This window comes from Caballeronia sp. ATUFL_F2_KS9A (assembly GCF_023630765.1).
Classification (GTDB): Bacteria; Pseudomonadota; Gammaproteobacteria; order Burkholderiales; family Burkholderiaceae; genus Caballeronia; species Caballeronia zhejiangensis.
Genome location: NZ_JALQEK010000031.1, coordinates 263720 through 287697, shown reverse-complemented (window position 1 = coordinate 287697; position 23978 = coordinate 263720). Strand labels below are relative to the sequence as shown.

Genomic DNA, 23978 nt, shown 5'->3' with positions numbered 1-23978 from the left:
CGCGGGGATGCGTCAATGCGCGGCGCTGACTGCTCGTGGCCGATCCTGTCGCGATGCGCGCTCGTAGGCGTCTACGGCGAAGGCGAAAACGGCGGGCAAGGCATCCGAGGATGCAACGTCGACGACGTCATCGGTTTCGGGGAAATGAAAGTGATCGGGACGCGCGAACAGCTCGCGCAAGGCGGCTTCGTGTCGTCCCGCGAATCCGAGGTCCGCGACGGCCTCCGCCTCGATGGCATGCAACAGCCGCCAAGTCAGCGGCACTCCTTTATCGATGTAACGCCCCGCGATCTGACGCGTGATGCGCTCGAGGTCATGCACAGCGCGGGCGAACTGCCTTCTGCTCAGATTTTCACCATTCGACTCCATGATCCACCCCTTCCAGCCGGTCTTATTGTACTGTACAAATATACAGTACTTGTTGCAATGAAAATAGCGTCGCGCGAGTCGAACCGGCTGTATGTGCGATTCCGCCTACGTGCGTTTCAGACATGCGCGGCTATGCGCGCCTGCCGACAAAGCGCATCGTTCAACCGTGCTTGGGAAACTCCTGAGCGGAACGCGCAGGCAGTTTCTGCGTTCGTTCGACGGCACCGCGCGGCCAACAGCGCTGCAAACCACGGGAGAACTGACATGAACAAGGATCAAGCCGAAGGCGTTGGCAAGCAGGTCAAGGGAAAGATCAACGAGGGCGTCGGCAAAATGACGGGGGACACGGCTCAGGAAGCCAAGGGCGACATGCAGCAAGCAGCCGGCAAGGTCCAGAAAGGCGTGGGCGATGCACGCGAGGATCTGAAGGACAGCGTGAAAAAGAACCCGTAAGACGGGCCAACCGGCGCCGCGACTCCGGCGCCGCTTTGAGCGGGACGTGCTCGATGCGCGTCCCGTTTTAATTGGCGGGCGCACGGCGGCGCGCCGACTTTATGCGCAAAAAGTTCCGGACGCTCAGCGCATCAGCCGTGGATGACGACGAGCAACGCCTTGGCCTCCGCGCGCCCGACATTCCGGATCGCGTGCGCCTCGTCCGCGGCATACCGCGCGGTTTCCCCCGCCTTCAGACGACGCGTCGCACCCGACGCATCGACCTCAATGGAACCGTTCAGCACTGTGAGATGCTCGCGCGTTCCCGGTTCGTGCGCATTCGACGTGAGCGCGGCGCCCGATTGCAGGGTAAGTTCGTACCACTCGAACTTGCCGGCGAGTTCAATCGGTCCCCACACGCGCAACTGATAGCCGCCGTTGTCTCCACTCAGGGTCGGTATTTCATGCAGCCCCGAAACGCGGATCGCTTCGGCGGGCCTTTGCTGCGCGAACAATTGGTCGAGGCTGATGCCGAGCGCATTGGTCAGTCGCCACGCGACGGCGATCGTCGGATTGGCCTTGTCGCGCTCGATCTCCGACAGCATCGACTTCGACACGCCGGCCGCGCGCGACAGATCGTCGAGGGTCAGCTTCCGTTCGCTGCGCAAGCGTTGAATGATCTCTCCGACGCGCGGCGGTGTTGCGCCTGCGCCCGCGAGATCGCCTGCTTTTCCCTCTGAACCCGTGCTTGCCATGAATCGACCAATCCCGTAAAGTGTTCGGCATATCGGAAATGCGTTCGAAATATCGAACGTGTCCGATGCGATGGATGCACTATAACAGGGCTAAGGATGGCGCGCGCGAGTCACGAGGCGCGGATTGCATTGGCAGGCCCAGAACAAGGATTGCGATGAAAGACCGATATCTCTCCCATTTGCGTTCGACGCTCGACGAAATTCGCGCTGCGGGGTTCTACAAGACGGAGCGCGTCATCGCGAGTCCGCAGTCGTCGGACATTCGGCTCGCGAACGGCGCGGCGGTGCTTAACTTCTGCGCGAACAACTACCTGGGTCTCGCGGACGATCGCCGGCTCATCGAGGCCGCGAAGGACGGACTGGACGCCGATGGTTTCGGCATGGCGTCCGTGCGTTTCATCTGCGGCACGCAGACCGTGCACAAGGAACTCGAACAGGCAATCGCGCGTTTTCTCGAAACGGACGACGCCATTCTTTATTCGAGTTGCTTCGATGCAAACGGCGGCCTCTTCGAAACGCTGCTGACCGAAGAAGACGCGATCATCAGCGACGAACTGAATCACGCCAGCATCATCGACGGCGTGCGGCTCTCGAAGGCCCGGCGTCTGCGCTATAAGAACAACGACCTCGCCGATCTGGAAGCGCGTCTTCAGGAAGCCGATGCAGCCGGCGCACGCTTCAAGCTGATCGCGACCGACGGGGTTTTTTCGATGGACGGCATCATTGCCAACCTTTCCGGCATCTGCGATCTCGCTGACCGTTACGGTGCGCTCGTCATGGTCGACGATTCCCACGCCGTCGGCTTCATCGGCGAGAACGGGCGCGGAACCCCGGAGCACTGCGGCGTGCTCGATCGCATCGACATCATTACCGGCACGCTCGGCAAGGCGCTTGGCGGCGCGTCAGGCGGCTATGTCGCCGCGCATAAGGAAGTCATCGATTTGCTGCGTCAGCGCAGCCGGCCGTATCTTTTCTCGAACACGTTGGCACCGAACATCGCCGCGGCATCGCTGAAAGTGCTTGAACTGCTCGCAAGCGACGAAGGCGCGACGTTGCGCCGGCGCGTCCGCGAGAACGGGGCGCACTTCCGCAAGGCGATGTCCGCGCTCGGCTTCGATCTTGTCCCCGGTGAACATCCGATCATTCCGGTCATGCTCGGCGACGCTCAACTCGCGTCCAAGATGGCTGATGCGCTGCTCGACGAAGGCGTCTATGTGATTGGCTTTTCCTACCCTGTGGTGCCGAAAGGACGCGCGCGCATCCGGACGCAGATGAGCGCGGCACACACGCCGGAACAGATCGATCGCGCAGTCGATGCGTTCGCTCGCGTCGGCCGATCCCTCGGCGTCATCGGCTGACTTTATGCGCATAAAGGCCCGCGACCTTCGAAGCAGCATCATCAAGACCAAACGCCAGGATCAAACGCAATGAAAGCCCTCGCCAAACTCGAACGCGCACCCGGCCTCACCCTGACGCGCGTGAAGCGACCCGAAGTCGGTCACAACGACGTTCTCATCCGCATCCGCAAGACGGCGATCTGCGGCACCGACATCCACATCTGGAAATGGGACGAATGGGCGCAGAAGACGATTCCGGTGCCGATGCATGTCGGTCACGAGTACGTCGGCGAGATCGTGGAGATGGGACAGGAAGTACGCGGCTTCGCCATCGGCGATCGCGTGTCGGGCGAAGGCCATATCACATGCGGTTTTTGTCGTAACTGCCGCGCGGGCCGTCGTCACCTGTGCCGCAACACGGTCGGCGTGGGCGTGAATCGTGAAGGCGCATTTGCGGAGTTTCTCGTGATCCCGGCGTTCAACGCGTTCAAGATTCCGCCTGACATTTCCGACGATCTCGCTGCGATCTTCGATCCGTTCGGCAACGCGACGCACACCGCCCTTTCATTCAATCTCGTCGGCGAGGATGTGCTGATTACCGGCGCCGGGCCGATCGGCGTGATGGCTGCGGCGATCGCGCGGCACGTCGGTGCGCGCAACGTCGTCATCACCGATGTGAACGACTATCGGCTCGAACTTGCCCGCAAGATGGGCGCGACGCGCGCGGTCAACGTGGCGAACGAAAACCTGCGCGACGTGATGAGCGAACTCGGCATGACCGAAGGATTCGACGTGGGCCTTGAAATGTCCGGCGTGCCGAGCGCATTCACGGCGATGCTCGAATCGATGAATCACGGCGGCAAGGTCGCACTGCTCGGCATTCCGCCGGCGCAGACCGCCATCGACTGGAATCAGGTGATTTTCAAGGGACTCGAAATCAAGGGCATCTACGGACGCGAGATGTTCGAGACCTGGTACAAGATGGTCGCGATGCTGCAAAGCGGCCTCGATCTCTCCCCGATCCTCACGCACACGTTTCCCGTCGACGACTATCAGCGCGCATTCGACACGATGCTCTCCGGCAACAGCGGCAAGGTCGTGCTCGACTGGACCGCCGTCGCGGCCTGAGCGGCACGCATCACGGCGCGTTGTCCGCAGACGCCTTCGAAAATTCGGCCTGAATGGCGACGTGCACATCGTCGCCGACGGCCGGATACCACGTCGTCAGTCCGAACTGAGCGCGGCTGAAATGTCCGTCGGCGGAGAAGCCCAGCGTTTCCTGCTTCGTGAGCGGATTGACCGCGTGTCCGTTGAACGTCACGTTGAGCGTGACCGGCTTCGTCGTGCCGCGTATCGTCAGATCGCCCGTCAATATGCCCTTGTCTTCGCCGGTGCGTTGAAACGCCGTGCTGACGAAAACGATGTCCGGATAACGCGCGCCATCGAACATGTCCGGCCCTTTCAGCATGCGATCGAGCAGCGGCACATTGGTGTTGACGCTGGACGCGTCGATTCGCGCGCGTACCGAGCTTCCGGACATTCCGTCCGCGTTCCAGTCGAGTTGCGCCGTGGTCTTATCGAATCGGATGACGAAGCGCGAGTAGTGGAAATGATCGACGTCGAAACTCACGTTCCAGTGATGCGGATCGAGCTGATAACGTCCTGCCGGCACGCTCGATTCACTCGACGAAACGTGATGCGTCACGACCTGAAGCGGCGTGCACGCCGTCAATGCGATCGCCGCGAGAAAAAGAACGAGACGCTTATAAGCCTTCATCGCGCATTGCCTCGAAAACAAAAATAGAACGTCGACAAGTTTCGCCGAGATCATCCGAACGCGCGCAAGCCGTCACGGACTTTTCGTCAGCACACACGAAAATGTCGCGATCGGGTAGAGTTCGCCTCGACCTACATCTCAAAAAAGCGGCGCCACCGTACGCGCGTTGGCGGATAAAACATGTGCACATGGCTGTCCCGATTCCGAACGTTTCGCGCGCACTTGTCGGCGGTTGCCGCGCTCGTCGCGCTGGGCTGGACGCCCGCCGCGCACGCAAGCTGGTGCGGCGACGGTCTCTGGCTCGACGCGATGGTCGCTTCGCATCACTTTCATCCGGACAAGGACTTCGAGCAATTCAATCCGGGCATCGGCGTGGAATGCTGGGTCGCGCCGCAATGGGCGGTGACAGGCGGCTACTTTCGCAATTCGCTGTCGAAGCCGTCGTTCTACGGCGGCGGCGTGTGGGGACCGGACTTCCTTCACTGGAATTACATCAGGCTCGCAGTCATGGCCGGGCTCATCTCCGGCTACGACTACGGCAGCTACGGCCTCGGCCATAACCATACGGTCGGTCCGGTTGCCGCGCCGCTCATCATGCTGGAATACAAGCGCGTCGGCGCGAACATCATCCTGATTCCGCCGATCCCTTCGAGCGATCTTCCGTTCACGCTTGGGTTCATGCTCAGAATGCGATTCTGAACATCGTGCGGGCTTTGTGGTTTGTGACGTACTCCCGAGCTCCAGACGACTGAACGAGAATCCAGCTAACGCCTTCGCGGCCGAGGCAAACCGGCGACGCTGTCAGGCGCGCCGCGCATGCGTTCATTACACCAGCGTTGGCGGCCCAACGATTGCTGAGGGGTGCGATGTGACGCATCGTGCACAGCAGACGAGAGAAAAGAATCAGCACGTAGACGAAAGAAAACGCCGCACGCATGGCTCATCGTCATAGGCCCGGCTTTGGCTCGCTACGCGATGTCGGCGTCACTCCGTGCCCGAGTCTCTCTGCGACCCCATCCATGAGCAAGCCAACCCAGATTCGCATGAAGCTCGACGAATATCGGCTGCAATGGCGCGTGCTGACCTTCTACGAGCGCTTCGAGCAGATCATCGCCCACATCCTGAGCGTCGTGATCTCGGTGATCATCGTCGTATCGCTGTGGCAGTTGATTCGGGCGGTCATAGCGCTGACGCTGTCGGGGGCGCTCGATCCGCTGGATCATGCGATCTTTCAGGCGGTTTTCGGCATGGTGATGACGTTGTTGATCGCGATGGAATTCAAGCATTCGATCACTCGCGTCATGTTAAGACGCGATCACATCGTGCAGGTCAAGACAGTGCTTCTCGTGGCGATGCTCGCGATAGCGCGCAAGTTCATCATCCTTGACCCTGCCACGGACCCGGGCCGCATTGCCGCACTGGCGGCCGCGCTGATCGCGCTCGGCAGCGTCTACTGGCTAATGCGGCAACGCGACGATCCCGTCGATGCGGCGATTGCAGAGCGCGCCGCGCGGGATCGCGAAAAGCGCGATTGATATTCTGTTGGCGTGCTGCCGATGCTTTCAGCGTCAATCTGGCAGCACGAACTCGGTACGCATGTCTTCGATCACCTTCTCGACGTGATGTACATAGTCCGCACCGAGGTCGTTGAGCGGCACGATGTTCCAGTTGCGGCCGGATGCGTCGGGCGGATGCCGCTCTGGCAGCGGTATGCGCACGCGCAAGGCTCCCGGCGCGTCAGCGGAGATTTTGGCCATGCGGCTTTGCAGTTCGTCGCGAATCTGCTCAGGGGTTCGAACGGTTTTCGGCATGGGTCTGCCTCCTTCGCTTGCACGTCTGGATCGTGACTGGTTGGGCGCAGACGTTGGACGCATGCACCGACGCCTCTTTGAAGTTTAGTCGCTAATTCGGATAGGCATCGACTGATGCAATGATCGTCCAGAAAAAGTGAGTGCATTCCTCCTCACAGCCCCGATTCTCGCTGTCTATTCCACGAATCCGGAATCTTCTTGAAGCGCACCTGCCTCACTGTCCCCGCGCCGCGTGCCGCAAGCACTCCAGCATCAACGTCGCAGCGGGCGTCAGCGGACTGTCCCTGCGCGTCACGATTCGCACCGACACGGCAGGCAACGGATCAACGATAGGAAAGATCGCGAGCCCTTCGCCGACCCATGGATGTTCCAGCAAGGCGGCGGGCATCGCGGCGAGCGCATCCGAGCCACGCAACAACCCGTGCGCGATGATGAAGCTCGGACATTCGATCACGCGTTTGGGCACCATCAGACCGCGCTCGGCGTACGAATCGAGCAGCGCCTGCGTCGAACTTTCCGGCGACGGATTCAGCAGCCACTCCGCATCCGACAACTCCGCGAGCGACGTGCAGTGCCGCAACGGATGATCTGCGCGCCCGACGATCGCCGAGCGGCTCTCGTACAGCTCGATGTGATCGAACTCCGGCGCGAGATGTTCGGGCACGACGACCGCCACGACGAAGTCCAGCGAACCATCGCGCAGACGCGGCATCGCGACGCCCGGAAAGCCTTCGATGAAACTCACGCGCGCGTCCGGCATCTGCTTGCGAAACGCGCGATACGCCTGCGGCAATATCGATAGCGCGGCAGTCGGCGTGACGGCCGCGCTCACGCTGCCCGCGCCGGCGCCTTTCATCTGCGCGATGTCGTCTTCCGCGCGGCGCATTTCGCTGACGATCAGATGCGCCCGCACGCGCAACTGCTGCCCGAACGCCGTCAGTTGCACGCCGCGCGCTGTGCGCAACACGAGCGGTACGCCCAGATCCTGTTCCAGTTCCTTGATCGCCTTAGTCAGCGCCGCTTGCGACAAATGAAGGCTGCGCGCCGCCGCGCGAATGCTGCCTTGCTCGGCGGTCGTCAGGAAAGCGCGCAACTGATGATATTTCATGCTCATGGCCGACATCCTAGGGTTATCGCCGACAACTAATAGTCATCACGCAATAAATTTACCGTCTTTTGGTTTGCTTATCGGCTTTATATGCTTGGCACACATCGAATCGCATCGAGCAAGGAGCGTGATATGTTGTCAGTCGAGCCCGTCATCCCCGGCATTGCCGCCATCGCATCCGAATTCGTCGATGTGCGCCGGCGCATTCACGCGCATCCGGAACTTGCGTATGAGGAAACGCAAACCAGCGATCTCGTCGCGGGATTGCTCGCGCAATGGGGCTACGAAGTGCATCGCGGGCTGGGCAAGACGGGCGTCGTCGGCGTGTTGACGGAAGGCGAGGGCGGCAAGCGCATCGCACTGCGCGCCGACATGGACGCGTTGCCGATCGAGGAAGCCACCGGCCTGCCGTATTCCAGCAAACACGCGCGCACGATGCACGCATGCGGCCACGACGGCCACACCGCGATGCTTCTGTGCGCCGCGCGCCATCTCGCCGAAAGCCGCCAGTTCTCGGGCACGCTGATCGTGATTTTCCAGCCCGCCGAGGAAGGCGAGGCGGGCGCGCGCGCGATGATCGAAGACGGTCTCTTCGAAAAATTCCCGTGCGACGCCGTGTTCGGCCTGCACAACATGCCCGGCCTGCCCGCGGGCGACATGTTCTTCACGCCGGGTCCGGGCATGGCGTCGTCGGATCGGGTGAACATCACCGTGCGCGGCGTCGGCGGACATGGCGCGATGCCGCACGTCGCATGCGATCCGATGCCCGCGGTCGCATCGATCATGCTCGGTCTCAACAGCATCGTCGCGCGCGAAGTGGATGCGCAGAAATCCGCGGTCGTCACCGTCGGCAGCGTGCAGGCGGGCGAGGCGTGCAACGTGATCCCCGAGACCGCGCTGATGAAGCTCTCCGTGCGCGCGCTCGACGCGGGCGTGCGCAAGCAGCTTCAGGAGCGCATCACCGCGCTCGTGAACGCGCAGGCATTGGCGTTCGGCTGCACGGCCGACATCGACTACGAACTCGGCTATCCGGTGCTCGTGAATCACGCGGAACCGACCGCCTTCGCCACCGATGTCGCGACAAAAATGCTCGGCGCGCAACGCGTCGATCCGGCCGCGCGTCCGCTGATGGGCAGCGAAGACTTCGCCTTCATGCTCGAAGCGTGCCCCGGCACGTATGCGTGGATCGGCAACGGCATCGGCTCGAAGGGCGGCTGCATGGTGCACAACCCCGGCTACGATTTCAACGACGACATCCTCGCGATCGGCGCGAGCTACTGGGTGCGCCTGGCCGAAGCCTGGCTCGCCGACTGATCCTTCGGAATCCATCATGAACGCACCTACCTTTGCCAGCGCGCCGGCGAATCCTTCGATGCAAACCAGCCGCGCGGCGCGCACGCGGCTCGTCCTGGCGGCGGCGGTCGGCAACGCGCTCGAGTTCTACGACTTCATCGTCTATGCGTTCTTCGCGCTGACCATCGGCAAGCTGTTCTTTCCGGTGGACGATCCGGTCGGCCAGTTGCTGCTTGCGGTGGCGAGCTTCGGCGTCGGGTTCTTCACGCGGCCGATCGGCGGCTTGCTGATTGGCATGTACGCCGATCGCGCCGGCCGCAAGAAGGCGATGCTCCTCACGCTCGGGCTGATGGCGCTCGGCACCGCGATGATCGCCGTCGCGCCGACTTACGCGCAAGCGGGCATCGCCGCGCCGATCATTCTCGTGATCGCACGGCTGATTCAAGGCTTCTCGGCGGGCGGCGAAGTCGGCGCATCGACGACGCTGTTGCTCGAACAGGCGCCCGCGAACCGGCGCGGCTTCTATGCATCGTGGCAGTTCTCGAGCCAGGGACTTTCGGCGCTCGCCGGCGCGTTGACCGGCGTCGCGCTCACGGCGACGCTCACGACCGCGCAACTCGAAAGCTGGGGCTGGCGCGTGCCGTTCTTCATCGGCACGGCGATCGTGCCCGTCGGCTGGTGGCTGCGTCGCACGATGGAAGAAGCGCCGCCGCAAAACGTCGCCGCCGCGCCCAAGGCACCGAAGATTCCGCTTGTCACCGTGCTGCGCGAACATGGCCGCGCGGTGCTCAACGGCCTCGGCCTGACGATCGGCGGCACGTCGGCGCACTTCATCATCGTGTTCTATCTGTCGATCTACGGCGTGAAGACGCTCGGCCTGCCGAGCTGGACGTCGATGCTTTCGGGCTGCGTGTCGGGCGCGATTCTCTTTATCGTCGCGCCGATAGGTGGCTATCTGTCGGACCGCATCGGCCGCAACAAGCTCGCGCAGACGACGCGCATCCTGCTGATGCTCGCGATCTGGCCGGCCTTCGCGCTGCTGAACAAATCGCCGAACGCGACGACGCTGCTCGCGGTCGTCACCGTCCTCTCTATCGTGCATTCGCTCAACGTCGGTCCGACCGGCGCGATGCTCGGCGAGCTGTTCCCGCGTTCGGTGCGCGCGACGGGCGCGGCCATCGTCTACAGCATCGGCGTGGCGATCTTCGGCGGCTTCGCGCAGTTCTTCGTGACGTCGCTCATCGTCATTACGAAGAGCGTGATGGCGCCCGCGTGGTACGTGATCGGTTGCGGCGTGCTCTCCGTGATCGCGGTGGCGTGCATGCGCGAAAGGTCGCAGGAAATGCTCGACTGATCGTCAAATCTTGCGCTGCACGCGCGCCGGATGCGTATGCGAGGTGTATAACTCGACGTGTCCGGGTTTCTGAAAAGGCCGCCCGCGCGGCCTTTTTTACTGGATCCCACACTATGAAGAAAGCGCGATAAAGGGGACTTCCATGCGCAAGAAGCTACGCTCGCAAAGCTGGTTCGGCGGCAACGATAAAGACGCGTTCATCCATCGTTCGTGGATGAAGAACCAGGGCATACCTCACGATCAGTTCGATGGCCGGCCGGTCATCGGCATCTGCAATACATGGTCGGAACTCACGCCGTGCAACGCGCATTTTCGCGAGCTCGCGGAATACGTGAAGCGCGGCGTGCGCGAGGCGGGCGGCTTTCCGCTGGAGTTTCCGGTGATGTCGCTCGGCGAATCGAATCTGCGGCCAACAGCCATGTTGTTCCGCAATCTCGCGTCGATGGACGTCGAAGAATCCATACGCGGCAATCCGATCGATGGCGTCATTCTGCTCGTCGGCTGCGACAAGACCACGCCCGCCTTGCTGATGGGCGCGGCGTCGTGCAATCTGCCCGCGCTCGCGGTGTCGGGCGGACCGATGTTGAACGGCCGCTTTCGCGGCGGCACCATCGGCTCGGGCACGGGCGTCTGGCAGATGTCGGAGGAAGTGCGCGCGGGCACGATGACGCAGGAAGAATTCGTCGAAGCCGAATCGTGCATGAACCGGTCGCGCGGCCATTGCATGACGATGGGCACCGCATCCACGATGGCCTCGATGGTCGAATCGCTCGGCATGGGCTTGCCGCACAATGCCGCGATTCCCGCCGTCGATGCGCGCCGTCAGGTGCTCGCGCACATGGCCGGACGACGCATCGTCGATATGGTCAAGGACGATCTCACGATGGACAAGATCCTCACGCGCGAAGCCTTCGAGAACGCGATCCGCACGAACGCGGCGATCGGCGGATCGACGAATGCGGTCGTGCATCTGATCGCGCTGGCGAAGCGTATCGGCGTGGAGCTCACGCTCGAAGACTGGGAACTCGGCAGCAAGGTGCCTTGCCTCGTGAATCTGCAGCCATCGGGCGAGTATCTGATGGAAGACTTCTATTACGCGGGCGGCTTGCCCGCGGTGTTGCGTCAGCTCGGCGAGCAAGGCTTGCTGCATCGCGATGCGCTCACGGTGAACGGCCGCACGATCTGGGACAACGTCAGCGACGCGCAGAACTACGACGAGAAGGTCATCACGCGGTTCGAGAAGCCGTTCAAGCCGCACGCGGGCATCGCGGTGCTGAAGGGCAATCTCGCACCGAACGGCGCGGTCATCAAGCCATCGGCGGCGACGCAATCGTTGCTGAAGCATCGCGGGCGCGCGGTCGTATTCGAAAACGTCGAAGAGTTGCACGCGAAGGTCGACGACGATTCGCTCGATATCGACGAGCACTGCATCATGGTCCTGAAGGGCGCGGGGCCGAAGGGTTACCCCGGCTTCGCGGAAGTCGGCAACATGCCGCTGCCGAAAAAGGTGCTGCAAAAAGGCATCACCGATATGGTCCGCATCTCCGATGGCCGCATGAGCGGCACCGCCTACGGCGCGGTCGTGCTGCATGTGTCGCCGGAAGCGGCGGCGGGCGGTCCGCTCGCGCTCGTGCAGACCGGCGACATGATCGAACTGGACGTCGAAGCGCGGCGTCTGCATCTCGAAGTATCGGACGAAGAACTGGCGAAGCGCCGCGCCGCATGGCAGGCGCCCGAATTGCCGAAGCGCGGTTATTACCGCTTGTATGTCGAGCATGTCTTGCAGGCGGATCAGGGCGCGGACCTGGACTTTCTCGTCGGTTCGAGCGGCGCGCCCGTGCCGCGCGATTCGCATTGAGCGGAGGCAATCGATGACGAACCTGCAAACGCCGCCGCCCGGCATGTGGCCGGTGCTGTACGCCTATTTCGATGCGCTGAACCGCCTCGACCACGACGCCACGCGCAAGCAGATCGACGCGACCCTCGCGGCGGGCGCGCCGGCGATCGTCACGCTCGGTCTCGCGACGGAAGTGCATCGCCTGTCGGAAGACGAGAAGCGCACGATGATCGACGTATGCGCCGCGCATATCGCCGGTCGCGTGCCGCTCGCGGTCACGATCACCGGCGACAGCGTCGATGCACAAGTCGCGCTCGCAAGCCATGCGCTCGAACGCGGCGCGTCGTGGTTGATCCTTCAACCGCCGTCCAAACGCGGCGAGCCGGAAGCGTTCTACTACGACTTCTTCGCGTCGGTGCTCGAACGGACCGGCGCGAATGCGGGCATTCAGAACGCGCCGGAATATCTGGGCGTGGGTTTGTCGGCGGAATCGATTGCCGCGCTCGCTGCCGAGCGGCCGAACTTCCGTTTGCTGAAGGGCGAGGGCCCGGCCGTGACGATCCGCGCGACCATCGAACGATTGCGCGCGCTCGAACAGACGCTCGCGGTGTTCAACGGGCGCGGTGGCCAGGAACTCGTGGACAACTTGCGTGCGGGCTGCGATGGCCTGATCGTCGCGCCCGACGCGTTCGATCGTCAGGCCGCCATTTACGACGCGTTCGCCGAAGGCCGCGAGGACGATGCCGAATCGCTGTATGCGGAGACGCTGCCGGAAATCGTCTTCGTGATGCAGTCCCTGGAAACGCTCACCTGTTACGGCAAGCGCATCGCGGCGTGGCGCATGGGCTTCGACGTGCAGCACGATCGCGGCGCGCGTCCGACGCCGTTCGGCATCGAATGCGCGCGCCGTTTCGCGCAACGACTAGGGCCGACATCGCGCGTCTTGCGCCGATGAATCAGCGCGCCGCGTGCCGCGTGAAGCGCTGCTCGATCACGGATGTGCCCCATTGCGTGCCTTCGGCTTCATCGCTCAACGTGAATCCGAACGATTCGTACAAGTGCCGCGCGGCGTCCAGGCTCTTGAAGGTCCAGAGATACGTTTCGTCGTAGTGCGCGTCGACGAAGCTCATCGCGCGCGCCATCAATTGCCTGCCTATGCCGCTGCCCCGCAACGAATCGTCGACGATGAACCAGCGCAGATGCGCGACGCGCGTGGTGAGATCGCCATCGATCGCGAGCGAGCCGAGCGTGCGCTCGCCTTCCATCACGAGCCACAACGCGCGGCCTTCGACCGGCAGACTCTCCGCGAATGCGGCCAATTCCGTCGCGACCCTGCGCTCGAAGAACACGCCGAAGCCCGCGTGATGCGCGTAGAAACGCGCGTGCAGGCTCGCCACATCGCCGATGCAGCCGGGCCGGTATCCCTCGACGATGCGCGCGCTTTCCGTATGCGCGGCATGCGGCGTCCTGTGATCGATCTTGTGTTCGTGACCGTGGGCGAGCGCATCGGCGTAGAGCGCGAGCGAGCGCACGAGCGTCTGCTGATCTTCGGGCACCATGCGGCGCAGCGCGTCGGAAACCTGATCGGTCGCGAACTTGTCGATCTTTCTGCGCAGCTTCTGTCCGTTCGCCGTGAGATACAGCTCGGACGAACGCGCGTCTTCGCTCGATGTCTGCCGCGTGACAAGCCCCGCCGCTTCGAGCCGCGCGATCTGCCGGCTGGCGTTGGATTTGTCGAGCCGCAGAATTTGCGCGATGTCGCGCGCCTGAATGCCGGGCGTCGCCCCGATCTCGATGATCGCGTGAACCGCCGAAGGCGCGAGTCCGCTGTCGGCCAGCGTGTTGCGCATGAAGCCCAGTTCGCGCACGAGCTTGCGCGAGAATTCGCGCAGTTCGAGAATGGTTTTGTCGCGCGATTGAACGGGTGTGTCGATGAAGTCCATGTCCTCTCCATCGGTTGCGAGGCGCAACCAAATGCCTCTAATTTAGTTGCGATCTGCAACTTTCGCAAGAAAAATCGCGCTCCCGAAAAGCCTCACCTTTAGCCGCGATGGCGCGCCAATTCGCTCGCGCGCCGCGGTTCCGCCACGCGCAGCAACACGATTGCGATGCCGCCCCACGCGAACTCGCACACGCGCCGCGCACGAAACAGCCGGGGATGCTTAGGTAAGCGAACGAATGGACATTGAAATGCGAGCGAAAGCAATGTGTAGTGCGAGACGCGGTAAATATTCGCGGACAAAAAAAACCCGGCTCATGAGCCGGGTCGAAGGAGGTCGGGCGCGATTCCGAGGTCACGCCCGACCGCGTGGCACTCTGCTGGACGCCGCTGCGTGGGGACACGCGTGCGCGGCGCTCGACCGTGAGCCGTCGGGATGAAGCTCCACATGGAGCTGCACGAGCCAGGCACCGGGACAGGTTCCGTCGATGACGAATCTGTCGGTGGTCCAGGCGATGCGCCTTGCGGCTCTGGCCGCATCGAATTCGAGCTTGGCGATGCGTCGCACGATGAAGACGATGCCTGCCGCGCTCCCGAGCGTCGCGAGACGCATCGTCGTGGTTTCGAGCGCATGCACATGGCCCGTGCAACCGCAGACCGCGAGCCACGCCGCATCCGATGCCGCGACGCACAATGCGATCAGCACGGCGTTCGCACGCAGGGAAACGACAGTGGACGCTCGCATCGGCATCTCCGGGGCCGCACGGCCGCGAATCGGCGCGCTCGACGTATAGTGCGTGGACAAACCTTATGCGATGCTTAAGCCGCCGGCGCCGCAAGGCGTTATCGGGGACATAATGTGCGGCTGCGCGCAAAGCTTAAGTGGCGCTTAAGCATGCAAGCCGGACAATCGGCGGCGACCTGTTGAGCCTGGAGAAAGCGCATGCGCCTGTTATTGGTGGAGGACGACGAGATGATCGCGGAGACCGTGCTCGCCGCGTTGCGCCGCGCCGGTTACACGGTGGATTGGGCGCAGGACGGACGGGCCGCGGAGCTGTCGCTCGGCAACGGCGTGTACGACCTCGTGCTGCTGGACCTGAACCTGCCCAAGCGCGACGGCCTCGACGTGCTCGCCACGTATCGCAAGAACGGCGGCGACGCGCCCGTGATGATCCTGACGGCGCGCGATGCCGTTGATGACCGCATCCGCGGCCTCGACGCCGGCGCGGACGACTATCTGATGAAGCCCTTCGATCTCGACGAGCTCGCGGCTCGCGTCCGCGCATTGTTGAGACGCCGCACCGGGCACAAGCATCCGGTGTACTCGCACGGCGAGCTGACGCTCAATCCGGCCGCGCACGAGGCGACCAAGGGCGGCGTCGCGCTCAATCTCGTGCCGCGCGAGTTCGCGCTGCTGCAGGCGCTGATCGAAGAGCCGTCGCGCGTATTTCGCCGCCCCGAGCTCGAAGAAAAACTGTACGGCTGGGGCGAGGAAGTGGGCAGCAACGCGATCGAAGTCCACGTTCACAGCTTGCGGCGCAAGATCGGCGCGGATGAGATCGTGACGGTGCGCGGCGTCGGTTATCGATTGAAGAGGATCGGATGACAACGATCCGCCGATGGCTGCTCGGCTGGCTCATCTGCAGCCTTGGCATCGCGTGCCTGATTGCGGGCGTCGGCATATTCGACGCCGCGCGCCTCGAAGCCGGCGAACTCTTCGACTACGAACTGCGCACCGTCGCGCTCTCGCTGCCGCATAACATCACCGCCGACGACGTTGCAGAGGGCCGCAATCCCGAACTGCACGGCATCGCGGACGACCGGCTCGTCATCGACATCTGGGATCGGACGGGCCGCCTCATCTATCACTCGCCGCGCGAGCCCGCGTTGCCGCGTTTCGGCGACGGTTTCGAATCGGCGGAGCGGGAAGGGTATCGCTGGCGCGCGTTCGGCGTCGCGCAGCCGGATCGCTTCGTGCAGGTCGCGCAGCCTTATTTCATCCGCGACGATCTCGCCATGGCGCTCGCATTGCGCACGATCTGGCCGCTCGCATTGCTGATTCCGGTGATCGTCGTGATCGTGCTTCTCGTCGTCGCGCGCGGGCTTTCGCCGGTGCGCTGGCTGTCGCAATCGCTCGTCGCGCGCTCGCCGGAATCGCTCGAGCCCGTCGTCTTCCACAAGCCGATGCCCGATGAGCTGCGTCCTCTCGTCGATGCGTTGAATGGCCTGCTCGCGCGTCTCTCGGAGGCATCGCAGGCGCAGCGCACGTTCGTCGCCGATGCCGCGCACGAACTGCGCACGCCGCTCACCGCGCTCAAGCTGCAAATCCAGGGCGCAATCGGCGATGGCTCGCTTCAGGTCGATGCCGCGACGCTCGCGAAGATCGACGGCCGGTTGAATCGCCTCATCCATCTCGCGCAGCAGCTACTCAGCATGGCGCGCGAAGACGCCGCGCGCGAAGCGGCCATCGCGCCGATGAGCCTGCGCACGCTCTGCGAACTCCGCGTGAGCGATTTCTCGTTGCTGGCCGAAGCACGATCGATCGACCTCGGCCTGGAACTCGAACATGCGCTGGACGATCACGATCCGTTCACGATCATGGGCGACACGCACGCGCTCGCCGTCCTCGTGAACAACCTGCTCGATAACGCGATCCGTCACACGCCGCACGGTGGGCGCGTCGACGTGACCTTGCGGCGCCAAGCGGATGGCATCGCGCTCACCGTGCTGGACTCCGGCCCCGGCATTCCGCCGGACGAGATCGATCGCGTATGCGACCGCTTTTATCGTTGCGTCGGGACGTCGGGACACGGCAGCGGGCTCGGTCTCGCGATCGCGCTGCGCGTCGCGCAACGGCATCACGCGACGCTCGACGTCAGGAACCGCGATGACGCGAGCGGTCTGATCGTCGCGGTGCGCGGCTTGTGTCCGGTTGCGTCGGCGGCGCGCGCGAAGGATGTCGTCAGCGGAATGCATGCCTGAATGAAACCGCAAGAAGCGGGGCGTCGTGCGCTCGCCGCGCGGCGAAGCTGCTCGTTTCATCTTTCATGGCGGTCTGTCATGAAGACACTCGTTCTTCTATGCGCTTGTCTCGCGTGGACCGGCGCCGCGCTTGCAACGGACGCAGCGGAAGCGCCCGTTGCGGCTTCGTCCGCCGCACCGGAACCGAAGACCTTGAAGGAACGTCTCGGCGACAAGGCCAGCGACGATCAACGCGTGGACAATTGCCACGTCCCGGCGGACCGGCGCGGCACGAAAGTTCGTCCCGACAAGTGCATGCCTTGAAGCACGCGATTGTGTTACCTTTGACGTGGTGAACCATTTGGTACAAATTCAGGAGCCCGCCTTGTCATCCACTCAAGCATCGTCCGTCCTGCGCCTCGGCATTCTCGGTGGCGCGAACATCGCCAGACAATTCACGCGTGACGTGAGACCGAGCGAGCGCGTGCGCGTCGTCGCGGTCGCGAGCCGCAGCGACGAGAATGCGCAAGCCTTCGCGCAAGCAAACGGCATCGAAAAATGGTTCGGCAGCTACGACGCGCTGCTTGCGAGCCCGGACATCGACGCGGTTTACATTCCGCTGCCGAACAGCCTGCATGCCGAATGGGCGATCAAGGCCGCGGATCACGGCAAGCACATCCTGTGCGAGAAGCCGCTCGCGCTCGATCGCGACGACGCCGCGCGCATGTTCGAGGCCGCCGATCGCAACGGCGTGCTGCTGCTCGAAGCGTTCCCATACTATTTCCAGCCGCAGACCGCGACGATGATGGCGCTAATCGGCGAAGGCGCGATCGGCGACGTGCGCGCGATTCAGGCGAACTTCGGCTTCACCGTCGGCAATCCCGGCGCAAACATCCGCATGAAGCCCGAGCTCGGCGGCGGCGCGCTGCTCGATGCGGGGAGTTATCCACTGAGCCTCATTCGTCTCGTGATGGGCAGCGCGCCGCAACGCGTCGATGCAATCGCGACATGGGCCGACAGCAACGTCGACATCAGCCTCATGGCGACGCTCATCTACGCCGATGGCCGCCGCGCGCAAGTCTCGTGCTCGATGGATGCGGCGAATCATCGGCACGCGACGATCATCGGCACGCAGGGCACGATCGACACCGAATATCTGAATCACACGAGCGCGCAGACGGCGGGCGATCAATACGGCTATCTGCCGAGCCAGATGCGCGTGCGTCGCGGCATTCCGAATTCGGTGCCGTTCGAGACGGTCGAGTCGGACACCGGAAGCGGCTTCTTCTTCGCGGCGGAAAGCTTCGCGCGCATGGTCGCAACGCACGATGCCGCCGCCATCGAGTACTACGCGCAAGTGAGTCTCGACAATGCCGCGACGCTCGCCGCGATCATCGCAAGCGCGCGCAGCGGCAAGCCCGTCACGCTGTGATTCGCGCGCGAGCGCATCTCGTCAACGCCTGACGATCACCACTTCCATGTATTCGCTCGGCACGACGAGCGAAGACGGTCCCGCAACATTGCAGCGTTCGAGCAGGCCGCCGATCTCGCGTTCGAGATCGGCCTGCTTCGCTGCATCGAGCGCCGCGAACGCGCGATGCACGGGCCCGTAGAAATCGCGGAACACCTGTATCCAGTGCGCCGGCGATTCATAGCGCATGTTGAAGTACTTGCGTACGCAACGAATATCAGCTGCCTCGGCGCCGAAGAGCGCGACGAGATGCGGCTCGGTGCCCCAAAGCGCGGGCGATTGCAGCCCCGCGGGCGGCGGCACGTAAGCGCCGATGGTCTTGAACAACCGGCCGATGAAACCCTCGGGCGTCCAGTTCGCCATGCCGATGCGTCCGCCGCTTTTCGCCACGCGCAGCATTTCGCTCGCCGAGCGCCTGTGATCCGGCGTGAACATCGCGCCGAATGTCGACAGCACCACATCGAAGCTGCCGTCGTCGAAGGGCAGGTTCTCGGCATCGGCGACCTCGAAGTCGATCGCGAGTCCTTCGGCTTGCGCGCGCGCACGGCCTTTTTCGAGCAGCGCCGGAACGTAATCGGTCGACGTCACGCGGGCAAAACGTCGCGCAGCGGCGAGCGTCGCATTGCCGTTGCCGGCGGCCATATCGAGCACGCGCTCGCCGGCGCGCACATCGATCGATTCGGCAAGCATCTCGCCGACGATCTGCAATGTCGTGCCGATCACCGCGAAGTCGCCACTCGCCCAGGTGGCTTGCTGGCGGGCCTTGATCGCGGCGAAATCGGGTTGCTGTGATTTGGCCGGCTCGTCGCAGACCGCGGATGTATTCAACGCATGCATGGTTCGTTCTCCAGTTCCGGATGATGTGTCGAGCGTCGCCCTGATAGCGGGCAGATGCAGTATCCCGTTACCATCGCTTCGACGCCTGTCCGCAAGTCGCCGCGAATTGTCCGTTCGTCCGCTTTGCGATGCTTACGATCACCGGGAGACGCCATGAGTCTCGACATCCTGTCCGACGTGCTGCGCACCGTGCGCTTGCGCGGCGCGCTGTTCTTTCACGTGAGCGGCAATCGAAGCTGGGCGGCCGAAGCGCCGCCCGCGCGCGACATCGCGAGCATCGTCATGCCGGATTGCGAGCATGTGATGGAGTATCACGTTGTGACGCACGGCAACTGCTGGGGCGCGCTCGTCGGCGAAGCGCCGGTGCGTCTTGCGAGCGGCGACATCATCGTGTTTCCGCACGGCGACGCGCATGTGATTTCGAGCGCGCCGGGCATTCGCGCCGAAGCGGATATCGATCCGTTCTCGATGAAGATCGATCAGCTGCCCTTCACGCTGACCTACGACGCGGTCGAGGCGCGCAACAATCGACGCCCCGACGACGCGTATGAAACGATGCTCGTATGCGGCTTTCTCGGCTGCGATCTGCGTCCGTTCAATCCGCTGATCGCGACGTTGCCGCGCCTCTTGCATCTGAAGGAATCGGGCGCGCAGGGCTGGATTAATCACTTCATGCAGCAGGCCGTCGTCGAATCGCGTCACAAGCGGCCGGGCGGCGAAGCGATGCTCGAACGCATGAGCGAGATGATGTTCGTCGATGCCGTGCGCCGTTACGTCGATGTACTGCCCGATGAAAGCCGCGGCTGGCTCGCGGGCCTGCGCGACCGATTCGTCGGGCGCGCGCTCGCCGTCATGCACGATGCGCCCGCGCACGAGTGGACCGTCGAAGAACTGGGCGAGCGCGTGGGCCTCTCGCGTTCGGCGTTGCACGAGCGCTTCAGCGAGATCATCGGCTTGCCGCCGATGCAGTACCTCGTCAACTGGCGCATGCAGGTCGCGGCCGGACTGCTGCGCAACACGAACGCGACGATCGCAGCGGTCGCGCAGGACGTCGGCTATGCATCCGAAGCGGCGTTCATTCGTGCGTTCAAGCGCCTCGTCGGCAAGCCGCCCGCGACGTGGCGCCGGGAGAAAACGCGCGTGGAAGCCGAGACGCAAGCACATTGATTGACGCCGGGCGATTCTCTGACTAGAGTCAGAGATATGAACCCGACCGACATCAGCCAGATTCGCAGCTTCAATCGCACCGTTGCCGAGGGCATCGGCGCGCTCAACGAGCATTTTCTCGGGCGCGGCCGTCCGATGGGCGAATCACGGCTCATCTGGGAAATCGGTGCGCAGGGCGTCGATCTTCGCGTGTTGCGCGAGCGTCTCGGTCTCGATTCGGGTTACGTGAGCCGCACGCTCGCCGCGCTGCAGCGACAAGGTCTCGTCGCGGTCGAGTCTCGTCCCGATGACCGCCGCGTGCGCCGCGCGAGCCTCACCGATGCGGGCTGCGCCGAACGTGAAGAACTCGAAAGGTTATCGGACGCGGTCGCGGGGGGCATGCTCGCGCCGCTGAACGATGCGCAGCGCAAGCGGCTGATCGCGGCGATGGCCGAAGTCGAGCGCTTGCTGCAACCTTCGCTGATGCGCTTCGCGATCGAAGACCCGACGAGCGAGGATGCGCAATGGTGCATCGACCAATACTTCGCGGAGTTGAACGCGCGCTTCGAAGCGGGCTTCGATCCGTCCGTCAGCCTGTCCGCCGATGCGCGCGAATTGACGGCGCCGCAGGGCGCGCTGATCGTTGCGAGGCTGCGCGGCGCGGCGATAGGCTGCGTCGCGCTCAAGTTCCACGGCGCGTCGCCGGCCGAGTTGAAGCGCATGTGGGTGAGCGCCGGCGCGCGCGGACTCGGCGTCGGACGTCGGCTGCTCGAAGAGGCCGAACGGCTCGCGTCGAAGAACGGAGCGAAAGCCGTGCGTCTGGAGACGAACAAGGCGCTCGGGGAAGCGATCGGCCTGTATCGGCGATCCGGCTATGTCGAGGTCGCGCCGTTCAGCGACGAGGCTTACGCGCATCACTGGTTCGAGAAGAGTTTGCGTTGACGCCTCCCGTCAGCGCGATGACGAGATCGAGAAACGCGCGCGTCTTCGCCGGCGGATGATGCCGCGACGGATAAAACGCATACAGCGGAAAGCGCTCGTCGGGCCAGTCGGGGAAGAGGTCGATGAGCTTGGCATCGGCGATCAGATGTTCGTGACCCAGCAGCAGAATCTGCGCGACGCCATAGCCTGAGAGCAGCGTGCTCAGCATCGTGCCGGGATCGTTGAGCGTGAGACGGCCGTGCGTTTCCACCGTGATGCGCTTCTTCTTGCGATGAAACTCCCACGCGAACGGCCGTCCCGTTTCGGGATCGCGAAACTCGATGCACGTATGCGTGCCGTCTGCGAGCGCCTGCGGGGTAGCGGGCGTGCCGCATCGCTTGATATACGACGGCGCGGCGACGGTCCGCACCGGCGTATCGAGCAGCTTGCGCGCGACGAGACTCGAATCGCGCGGCTCGCCGAAGCGCACGGCGAGATCGAAACCATCCGCGATCATGTCGCCGAGACGGTCGCTCGTGATGAGTTCGAGTTGCAGATCGGGATGCGCCTTCAGAAACGCGTCGAGCTTCGGGCCGAGCAGAAGCCGCGAGAAGATCGGATCGACGTTCACGCGCAAGCGGCCGCGCACCGCCGTCGCGCCTTCGGATGCCGTGGCCGCCGCTTCCTCCAGTCCCGCGAGATGCGGCATGACGTGCTCGAAGAAGCGCCGGCCATCGTCGGTGAGCGAAACGCTGCGCGTCGTGCGATCGAAAAGACGAATCTTCAGACGCGCTTCGAGACGCGCGATCGCGCGGCACACGCCGGGCTGCGACATGCCGAGCCGATCGCTCGCCGCGGCGAACGTGCCTGCATCGACGATCGCAGCGAACACGCTGATGCCGTTGAGGATGCGTTCGTTGAAGCCGGCCATTCATGCCTCCGCGTCATGGGTGAGAAGGCATTCATGTTATCGCGTCACGCAAAAAAACGGGCCCCGAAGGGCCCGGAAGATCACTCCAACACGGTCAACTCATGCGTGGTGCGCTTTCGCGACCTTGTCCACGGAGATCGAATCGGCGCGCAGGCGCTCGTATTCCTGCTGGCTCATCGGCACGGCGTCCTTCTTGCCGAGATCGCTCAGGCGGATGCGATACGTCTCACGCGCCGAGTAAGCCGCGATCGCCGCGATGATCGTCACGCCGAAGGCAATGGCGCCGACCGTCAGCGGAATGTTGTCCGACCCCGGCGGCGCAACGGCCGCGAAGAGTGCGGGCAACAGCGCGGTGATCGTCGTGCCGATGTTCTGCGAGATCGCCATCGCCGAAACGCGCGAACGGGTCGGGAAGAGTTCCGGATAGAAGCTCGGGAAGATCGCGTTATAGCCTTGATACACGACACCCCACATCAGCAGCGACATCAGGAACGCGAGCGGCACGCTATGGATGCTGATCGCGTAGAGATACGCGAAGGCCAGCAGACCGGAGATGAGCGAGCCGCCGATCATCATCGGGCGACGGCCGATCTTGTCCGACAGATTGCCGACGAACGGAATCACCAGCACCGCGACGATGTTGCCGACGACCGGAATCCACAGATACACGCTCTTGTGGAAGCCGATGCCGTAGGAAGACTGCACCGCATACGCCGCACCGAAGATCGTCGCGACCACGGGAATCACGTTCATCAGCGCCATGCAGACGACGCGGATCATGTCGGGCGTGCTGTTGGCGAACGCTTCCTTGATCGGCGACTTCGGCACACCGCCATGCGATTCCTCGGACGTGAACGCGGGCGTCTCATGCACTTCCTTACGGATGATGTAGCCCGCGACCAGCACGAAGGCCGACAGCAGGAACGGCACACGCCAGCCCCACGAGTTGAACATGTCTTCCGGCATGAACGTGGCGAGCGGCAGGAACACGGCGGCCGCGAGAATCTGGCCGGCCTGCACGCCTTGCAGCGTGAAGCTCGCGTAGTAGCCGCGTCGGCCGAACGGCGCGTGCTCGAGAATCATCGAGCTCGCACCGGAGATTTCACCGGCCACCGCGAAGCCTTGAAGCAGGCGCAACACGACGAGCAGCGCGGGCGCGGCCATGCCGATCTGGTGATACGTCGGCAGCAGGCCGACAGCCATCGTCGAGATACCCATCAGGAACATGCAGACGAGCAGCACGTTCTTGCGGCCGTGCGTATCGCCCAGATGACCGAGCACGAATGCGCCGATGGGACGCGCCACGTAGCCGACGCCGTAGGTCGCGAGCGACGCGATGATCGCCACCTTCGGATTGCCCGACGGGAAGAACAACTGCGGGAAAATGAGTGCAGCAGCCTGGGCGTAAATGAAGAAGTCGTAATACTCCAGCGCCGAGCCGATCCAGCCGCTCGCGGTCGCTTTTTTCGCCTGGCGGCCGCCGTGCGCGTCTTCCTTAGGGCTAGCCATAGAGATGTCTCCGAACAATGGGTTTATGGAGTTGAGCCTGGAATCTGGCCGAGCGGCGGAGCGTTTTGGTTTGTCGCAATACGCGCGCTCTGAAAGTGATTGGAGAATAAAAGCGCAACCCCTTTCGATCAACGATTTATGATAAATTTTGCGCGATTATCGCACGCGCGTGTCCGATAATCGATCACTT

Annotated in this window: 25 protein-coding genes; 15 read left to right on the top strand and 10 right to left on the bottom strand. The window is 63.5% G+C overall.

Annotated elements, in window-relative coordinates; translation table 11 throughout:
• Positions 1-12: 12 nt before the first annotated feature.
• The gene (locus NCS67_RS20180; RefSeq protein ID WP_250436299.1) at positions 13-369 is read right to left on the bottom strand and encodes a DUF2471 family protein; all 357 of its coding nucleotides are present in this window, start codon (positions 367-369) and stop codon (positions 13-15) included.
• 264 nt (positions 370-633) lie between these two features.
• Here NCS67_RS20180 and NCS67_RS20175 point away from each other — a divergent pair, with 264 nt between their 5' ends.
• Positions 634-822: a CsbD family protein gene (locus NCS67_RS20175; protein ID WP_008354211.1), complete on the top strand. Its 189-nt coding sequence runs from the start codon at positions 634-636 to the stop codon at positions 820-822.
• 131 nt (positions 823-953) lie between these two features.
• Here the strand turns inward: NCS67_RS20175 and NCS67_RS20170 are convergent, their stop codons facing one another.
• Positions 954-1556 (bottom strand): helix-turn-helix domain-containing protein, encoded by a 603-nt coding sequence (locus tag NCS67_RS20170; RefSeq protein ID WP_250436298.1) that lies wholly within the window; start codon positions 1554-1556, stop codon positions 954-956.
• A 155-nt stretch (positions 1557-1711) separates the two neighbouring features.
• Between NCS67_RS20170 and NCS67_RS20165 the strand changes: the two genes are divergently transcribed.
• A complete protein-coding gene (locus NCS67_RS20165) occupies positions 1712-2914 on the top strand; it encodes a glycine C-acetyltransferase (RefSeq protein ID WP_250436297.1) in 1203 nt (400 codons plus the stop codon).
• A 69-nt stretch (positions 2915-2983) separates the two neighbouring features.
• Positions 2984-4021, top strand: a complete 1038-nt coding sequence (gene tdh, locus NCS67_RS20160) for an L-threonine 3-dehydrogenase (protein WP_008354214.1) — start codon at positions 2984-2986, stop codon at positions 4019-4021.
• 10 nt (positions 4022-4031) lie between these two features.
• On the opposite strand, the gene NCS67_RS20155 is transcribed toward tdh, so the two are convergent.
• The gene (locus tag NCS67_RS20155; protein ID WP_034472270.1) at positions 4032-4670 is read right to left on the bottom strand and encodes a YceI family protein; all 639 of its coding nucleotides are present in this window, start codon (positions 4668-4670) and stop codon (positions 4032-4034) included.
• Between the two features lie 180 nt (positions 4671-4850).
• Between NCS67_RS20155 and NCS67_RS20150 the strand changes: the two genes are divergently transcribed.
• A complete protein-coding gene (locus tag NCS67_RS20150) occupies positions 4851-5369 on the top strand; it encodes a hypothetical protein (RefSeq protein ID WP_250436296.1) in 519 nt (172 codons plus the stop codon).
• Between the two features lie 344 nt (positions 5370-5713).
• Complete coding sequence (locus NCS67_RS20145) at positions 5714-6205, top strand: phosphate-starvation-inducible PsiE family protein (protein WP_008354218.1); 492 nt, start codon at positions 5714-5716, stop codon at positions 6203-6205.
• Between the two features lie 33 nt (positions 6206-6238).
• On the opposite strand, the gene NCS67_RS20140 is transcribed toward NCS67_RS20145, so the two are convergent.
• Entirely contained in the window at positions 6239-6481 is a 243-nt protein-coding gene (locus NCS67_RS20140; RefSeq protein ID WP_008354219.1) for a hypothetical protein, read from the bottom strand.
• A 214-nt stretch (positions 6482-6695) separates the two neighbouring features.
• A complete protein-coding gene (locus tag NCS67_RS20135; RefSeq protein WP_033535848.1) occupies positions 6696-7589 on the bottom strand; it encodes a LysR substrate-binding domain-containing protein in 894 nt (297 codons plus the stop codon).
• A 132-nt stretch (positions 7590-7721) separates the two neighbouring features.
• On the opposite strand from NCS67_RS20135, the gene NCS67_RS20130 reads away from it, so the two are divergent.
• The 4 genes from NCS67_RS20130 to NCS67_RS20115 all read left to right on the top strand — a co-directional run bounded on the left by NCS67_RS20130 (position 7722) and on the right by NCS67_RS20115 (position 13028).
• Positions 7722-8903: a M20 aminoacylase family protein gene (locus tag NCS67_RS20130; RefSeq protein WP_008354221.1), complete on the top strand. Its 1182-nt coding sequence runs from the start codon at positions 7722-7724 to the stop codon at positions 8901-8903.
• Between the two features lie 16 nt (positions 8904-8919).
• On the top strand, positions 8920-10236 hold the full coding sequence (locus NCS67_RS20125; RefSeq protein WP_034472267.1) for an MFS transporter: 1317 nt from the start codon (positions 8920-8922) through the stop codon (positions 10234-10236).
• A 142-nt stretch (positions 10237-10378) separates the two neighbouring features.
• Entirely contained in the window at positions 10379-12094 is a 1716-nt protein-coding gene (locus NCS67_RS20120; RefSeq protein ID WP_008354222.1) for an IlvD/Edd family dehydratase, read from the top strand.
• Positions 12095-12107: 13 nt separating this feature from the next.
• Complete coding sequence (locus NCS67_RS20115) at positions 12108-13028, top strand: dihydrodipicolinate synthase family protein (RefSeq protein WP_008354223.1); 921 nt, start codon at positions 12108-12110, stop codon at positions 13026-13028.
• A 1-nt stretch (position 13029) separates the two neighbouring features.
• Here NCS67_RS20115 and NCS67_RS20110 read toward each other — a convergent pair whose 3' ends face one another.
• Positions 13030-14016 carry a bifunctional helix-turn-helix transcriptional regulator/GNAT family N-acetyltransferase gene (locus NCS67_RS20110; protein ID WP_175982358.1) on the bottom strand — a complete coding sequence of 329 codons (987 nt, stop codon included), beginning with the start codon at positions 14014-14016 and terminating at the stop codon, positions 13030-13032.
• Positions 14017-14367: 351 nt separating this feature from the next.
• Positions 14368-14757, bottom strand: coding sequence for a hypothetical protein (locus tag NCS67_RS20105; protein ID WP_175982357.1), 390 nt, complete (start codon positions 14755-14757; stop codon positions 14368-14370).
• A gap of 198 nt (positions 14758-14955) precedes the next feature.
• On the opposite strand from NCS67_RS20105, the gene NCS67_RS20100 reads away from it, so the two are divergent.
• From NCS67_RS20100 to NCS67_RS20085, 4 genes are all read left to right on the top strand, one after another.
• Entirely contained in the window at positions 14956-15618 is a 663-nt protein-coding gene (locus tag NCS67_RS20100) for a response regulator (RefSeq protein ID WP_008354227.1), read from the top strand.
• Positions 15615-16994 (top strand): ATP-binding protein, encoded by a 1380-nt coding sequence (locus tag NCS67_RS20095; protein ID WP_008354229.1) that lies wholly within the window; start codon positions 15615-15617, stop codon positions 16992-16994. Before NCS67_RS20100 ends, NCS67_RS20095 begins: the two co-directional genes overlap by 4 nt.
• A gap of 78 nt (positions 16995-17072) precedes the next feature.
• The gene (locus NCS67_RS20090; RefSeq protein ID WP_239295342.1) at positions 17073-17297 is read left to right on the top strand and encodes a hypothetical protein; all 225 of its coding nucleotides are present in this window, start codon (positions 17073-17075) and stop codon (positions 17295-17297) included.
• Between the two features lie 61 nt (positions 17298-17358).
• The gene (locus NCS67_RS20085) at positions 17359-18405 is read left to right on the top strand and encodes a Gfo/Idh/MocA family protein (protein ID WP_250436295.1); all 1047 of its coding nucleotides are present in this window, start codon (positions 17359-17361) and stop codon (positions 18403-18405) included.
• Between the two features lie 21 nt (positions 18406-18426).
• Here NCS67_RS20085 and NCS67_RS20080 read toward each other — a convergent pair whose 3' ends face one another.
• Entirely contained in the window at positions 18427-19281 is an 855-nt protein-coding gene (locus NCS67_RS20080; protein ID WP_250436294.1) for a class I SAM-dependent methyltransferase, read from the bottom strand.
• Between the two features lie 153 nt (positions 19282-19434).
• Between NCS67_RS20080 and NCS67_RS20075 the strand changes: the two genes are divergently transcribed.
• The gene (locus NCS67_RS20075) at positions 19435-20448 is read left to right on the top strand and encodes an AraC family transcriptional regulator (protein WP_250436292.1); all 1014 of its coding nucleotides are present in this window, start codon (positions 19435-19437) and stop codon (positions 20446-20448) included.
• 36 nt (positions 20449-20484) lie between these two features.
• Entirely contained in the window at positions 20485-21369 is an 885-nt protein-coding gene (locus tag NCS67_RS20070; protein ID WP_250436290.1) for a bifunctional helix-turn-helix transcriptional regulator/GNAT family N-acetyltransferase, read from the top strand.
• Here the strand turns inward: NCS67_RS20070 and NCS67_RS20065 are convergent.
• Positions 21320-22279, bottom strand: a complete 960-nt coding sequence (locus NCS67_RS20065; protein ID WP_250436288.1) for a LysR family transcriptional regulator — start codon at positions 22277-22279, stop codon at positions 21320-21322. The two genes, NCS67_RS20070 and NCS67_RS20065, sit on opposite strands and share 50 nt — an antisense overlap.
• Positions 22280-22378: 99 nt before the next feature.
• Complete coding sequence (locus tag NCS67_RS20060) at positions 22379-23788, bottom strand: MFS transporter (RefSeq protein WP_008354237.1); 1410 nt, start codon at positions 23786-23788, stop codon at positions 22379-22381.
• Positions 23789-23978: the final 190 nt, after the last annotated feature.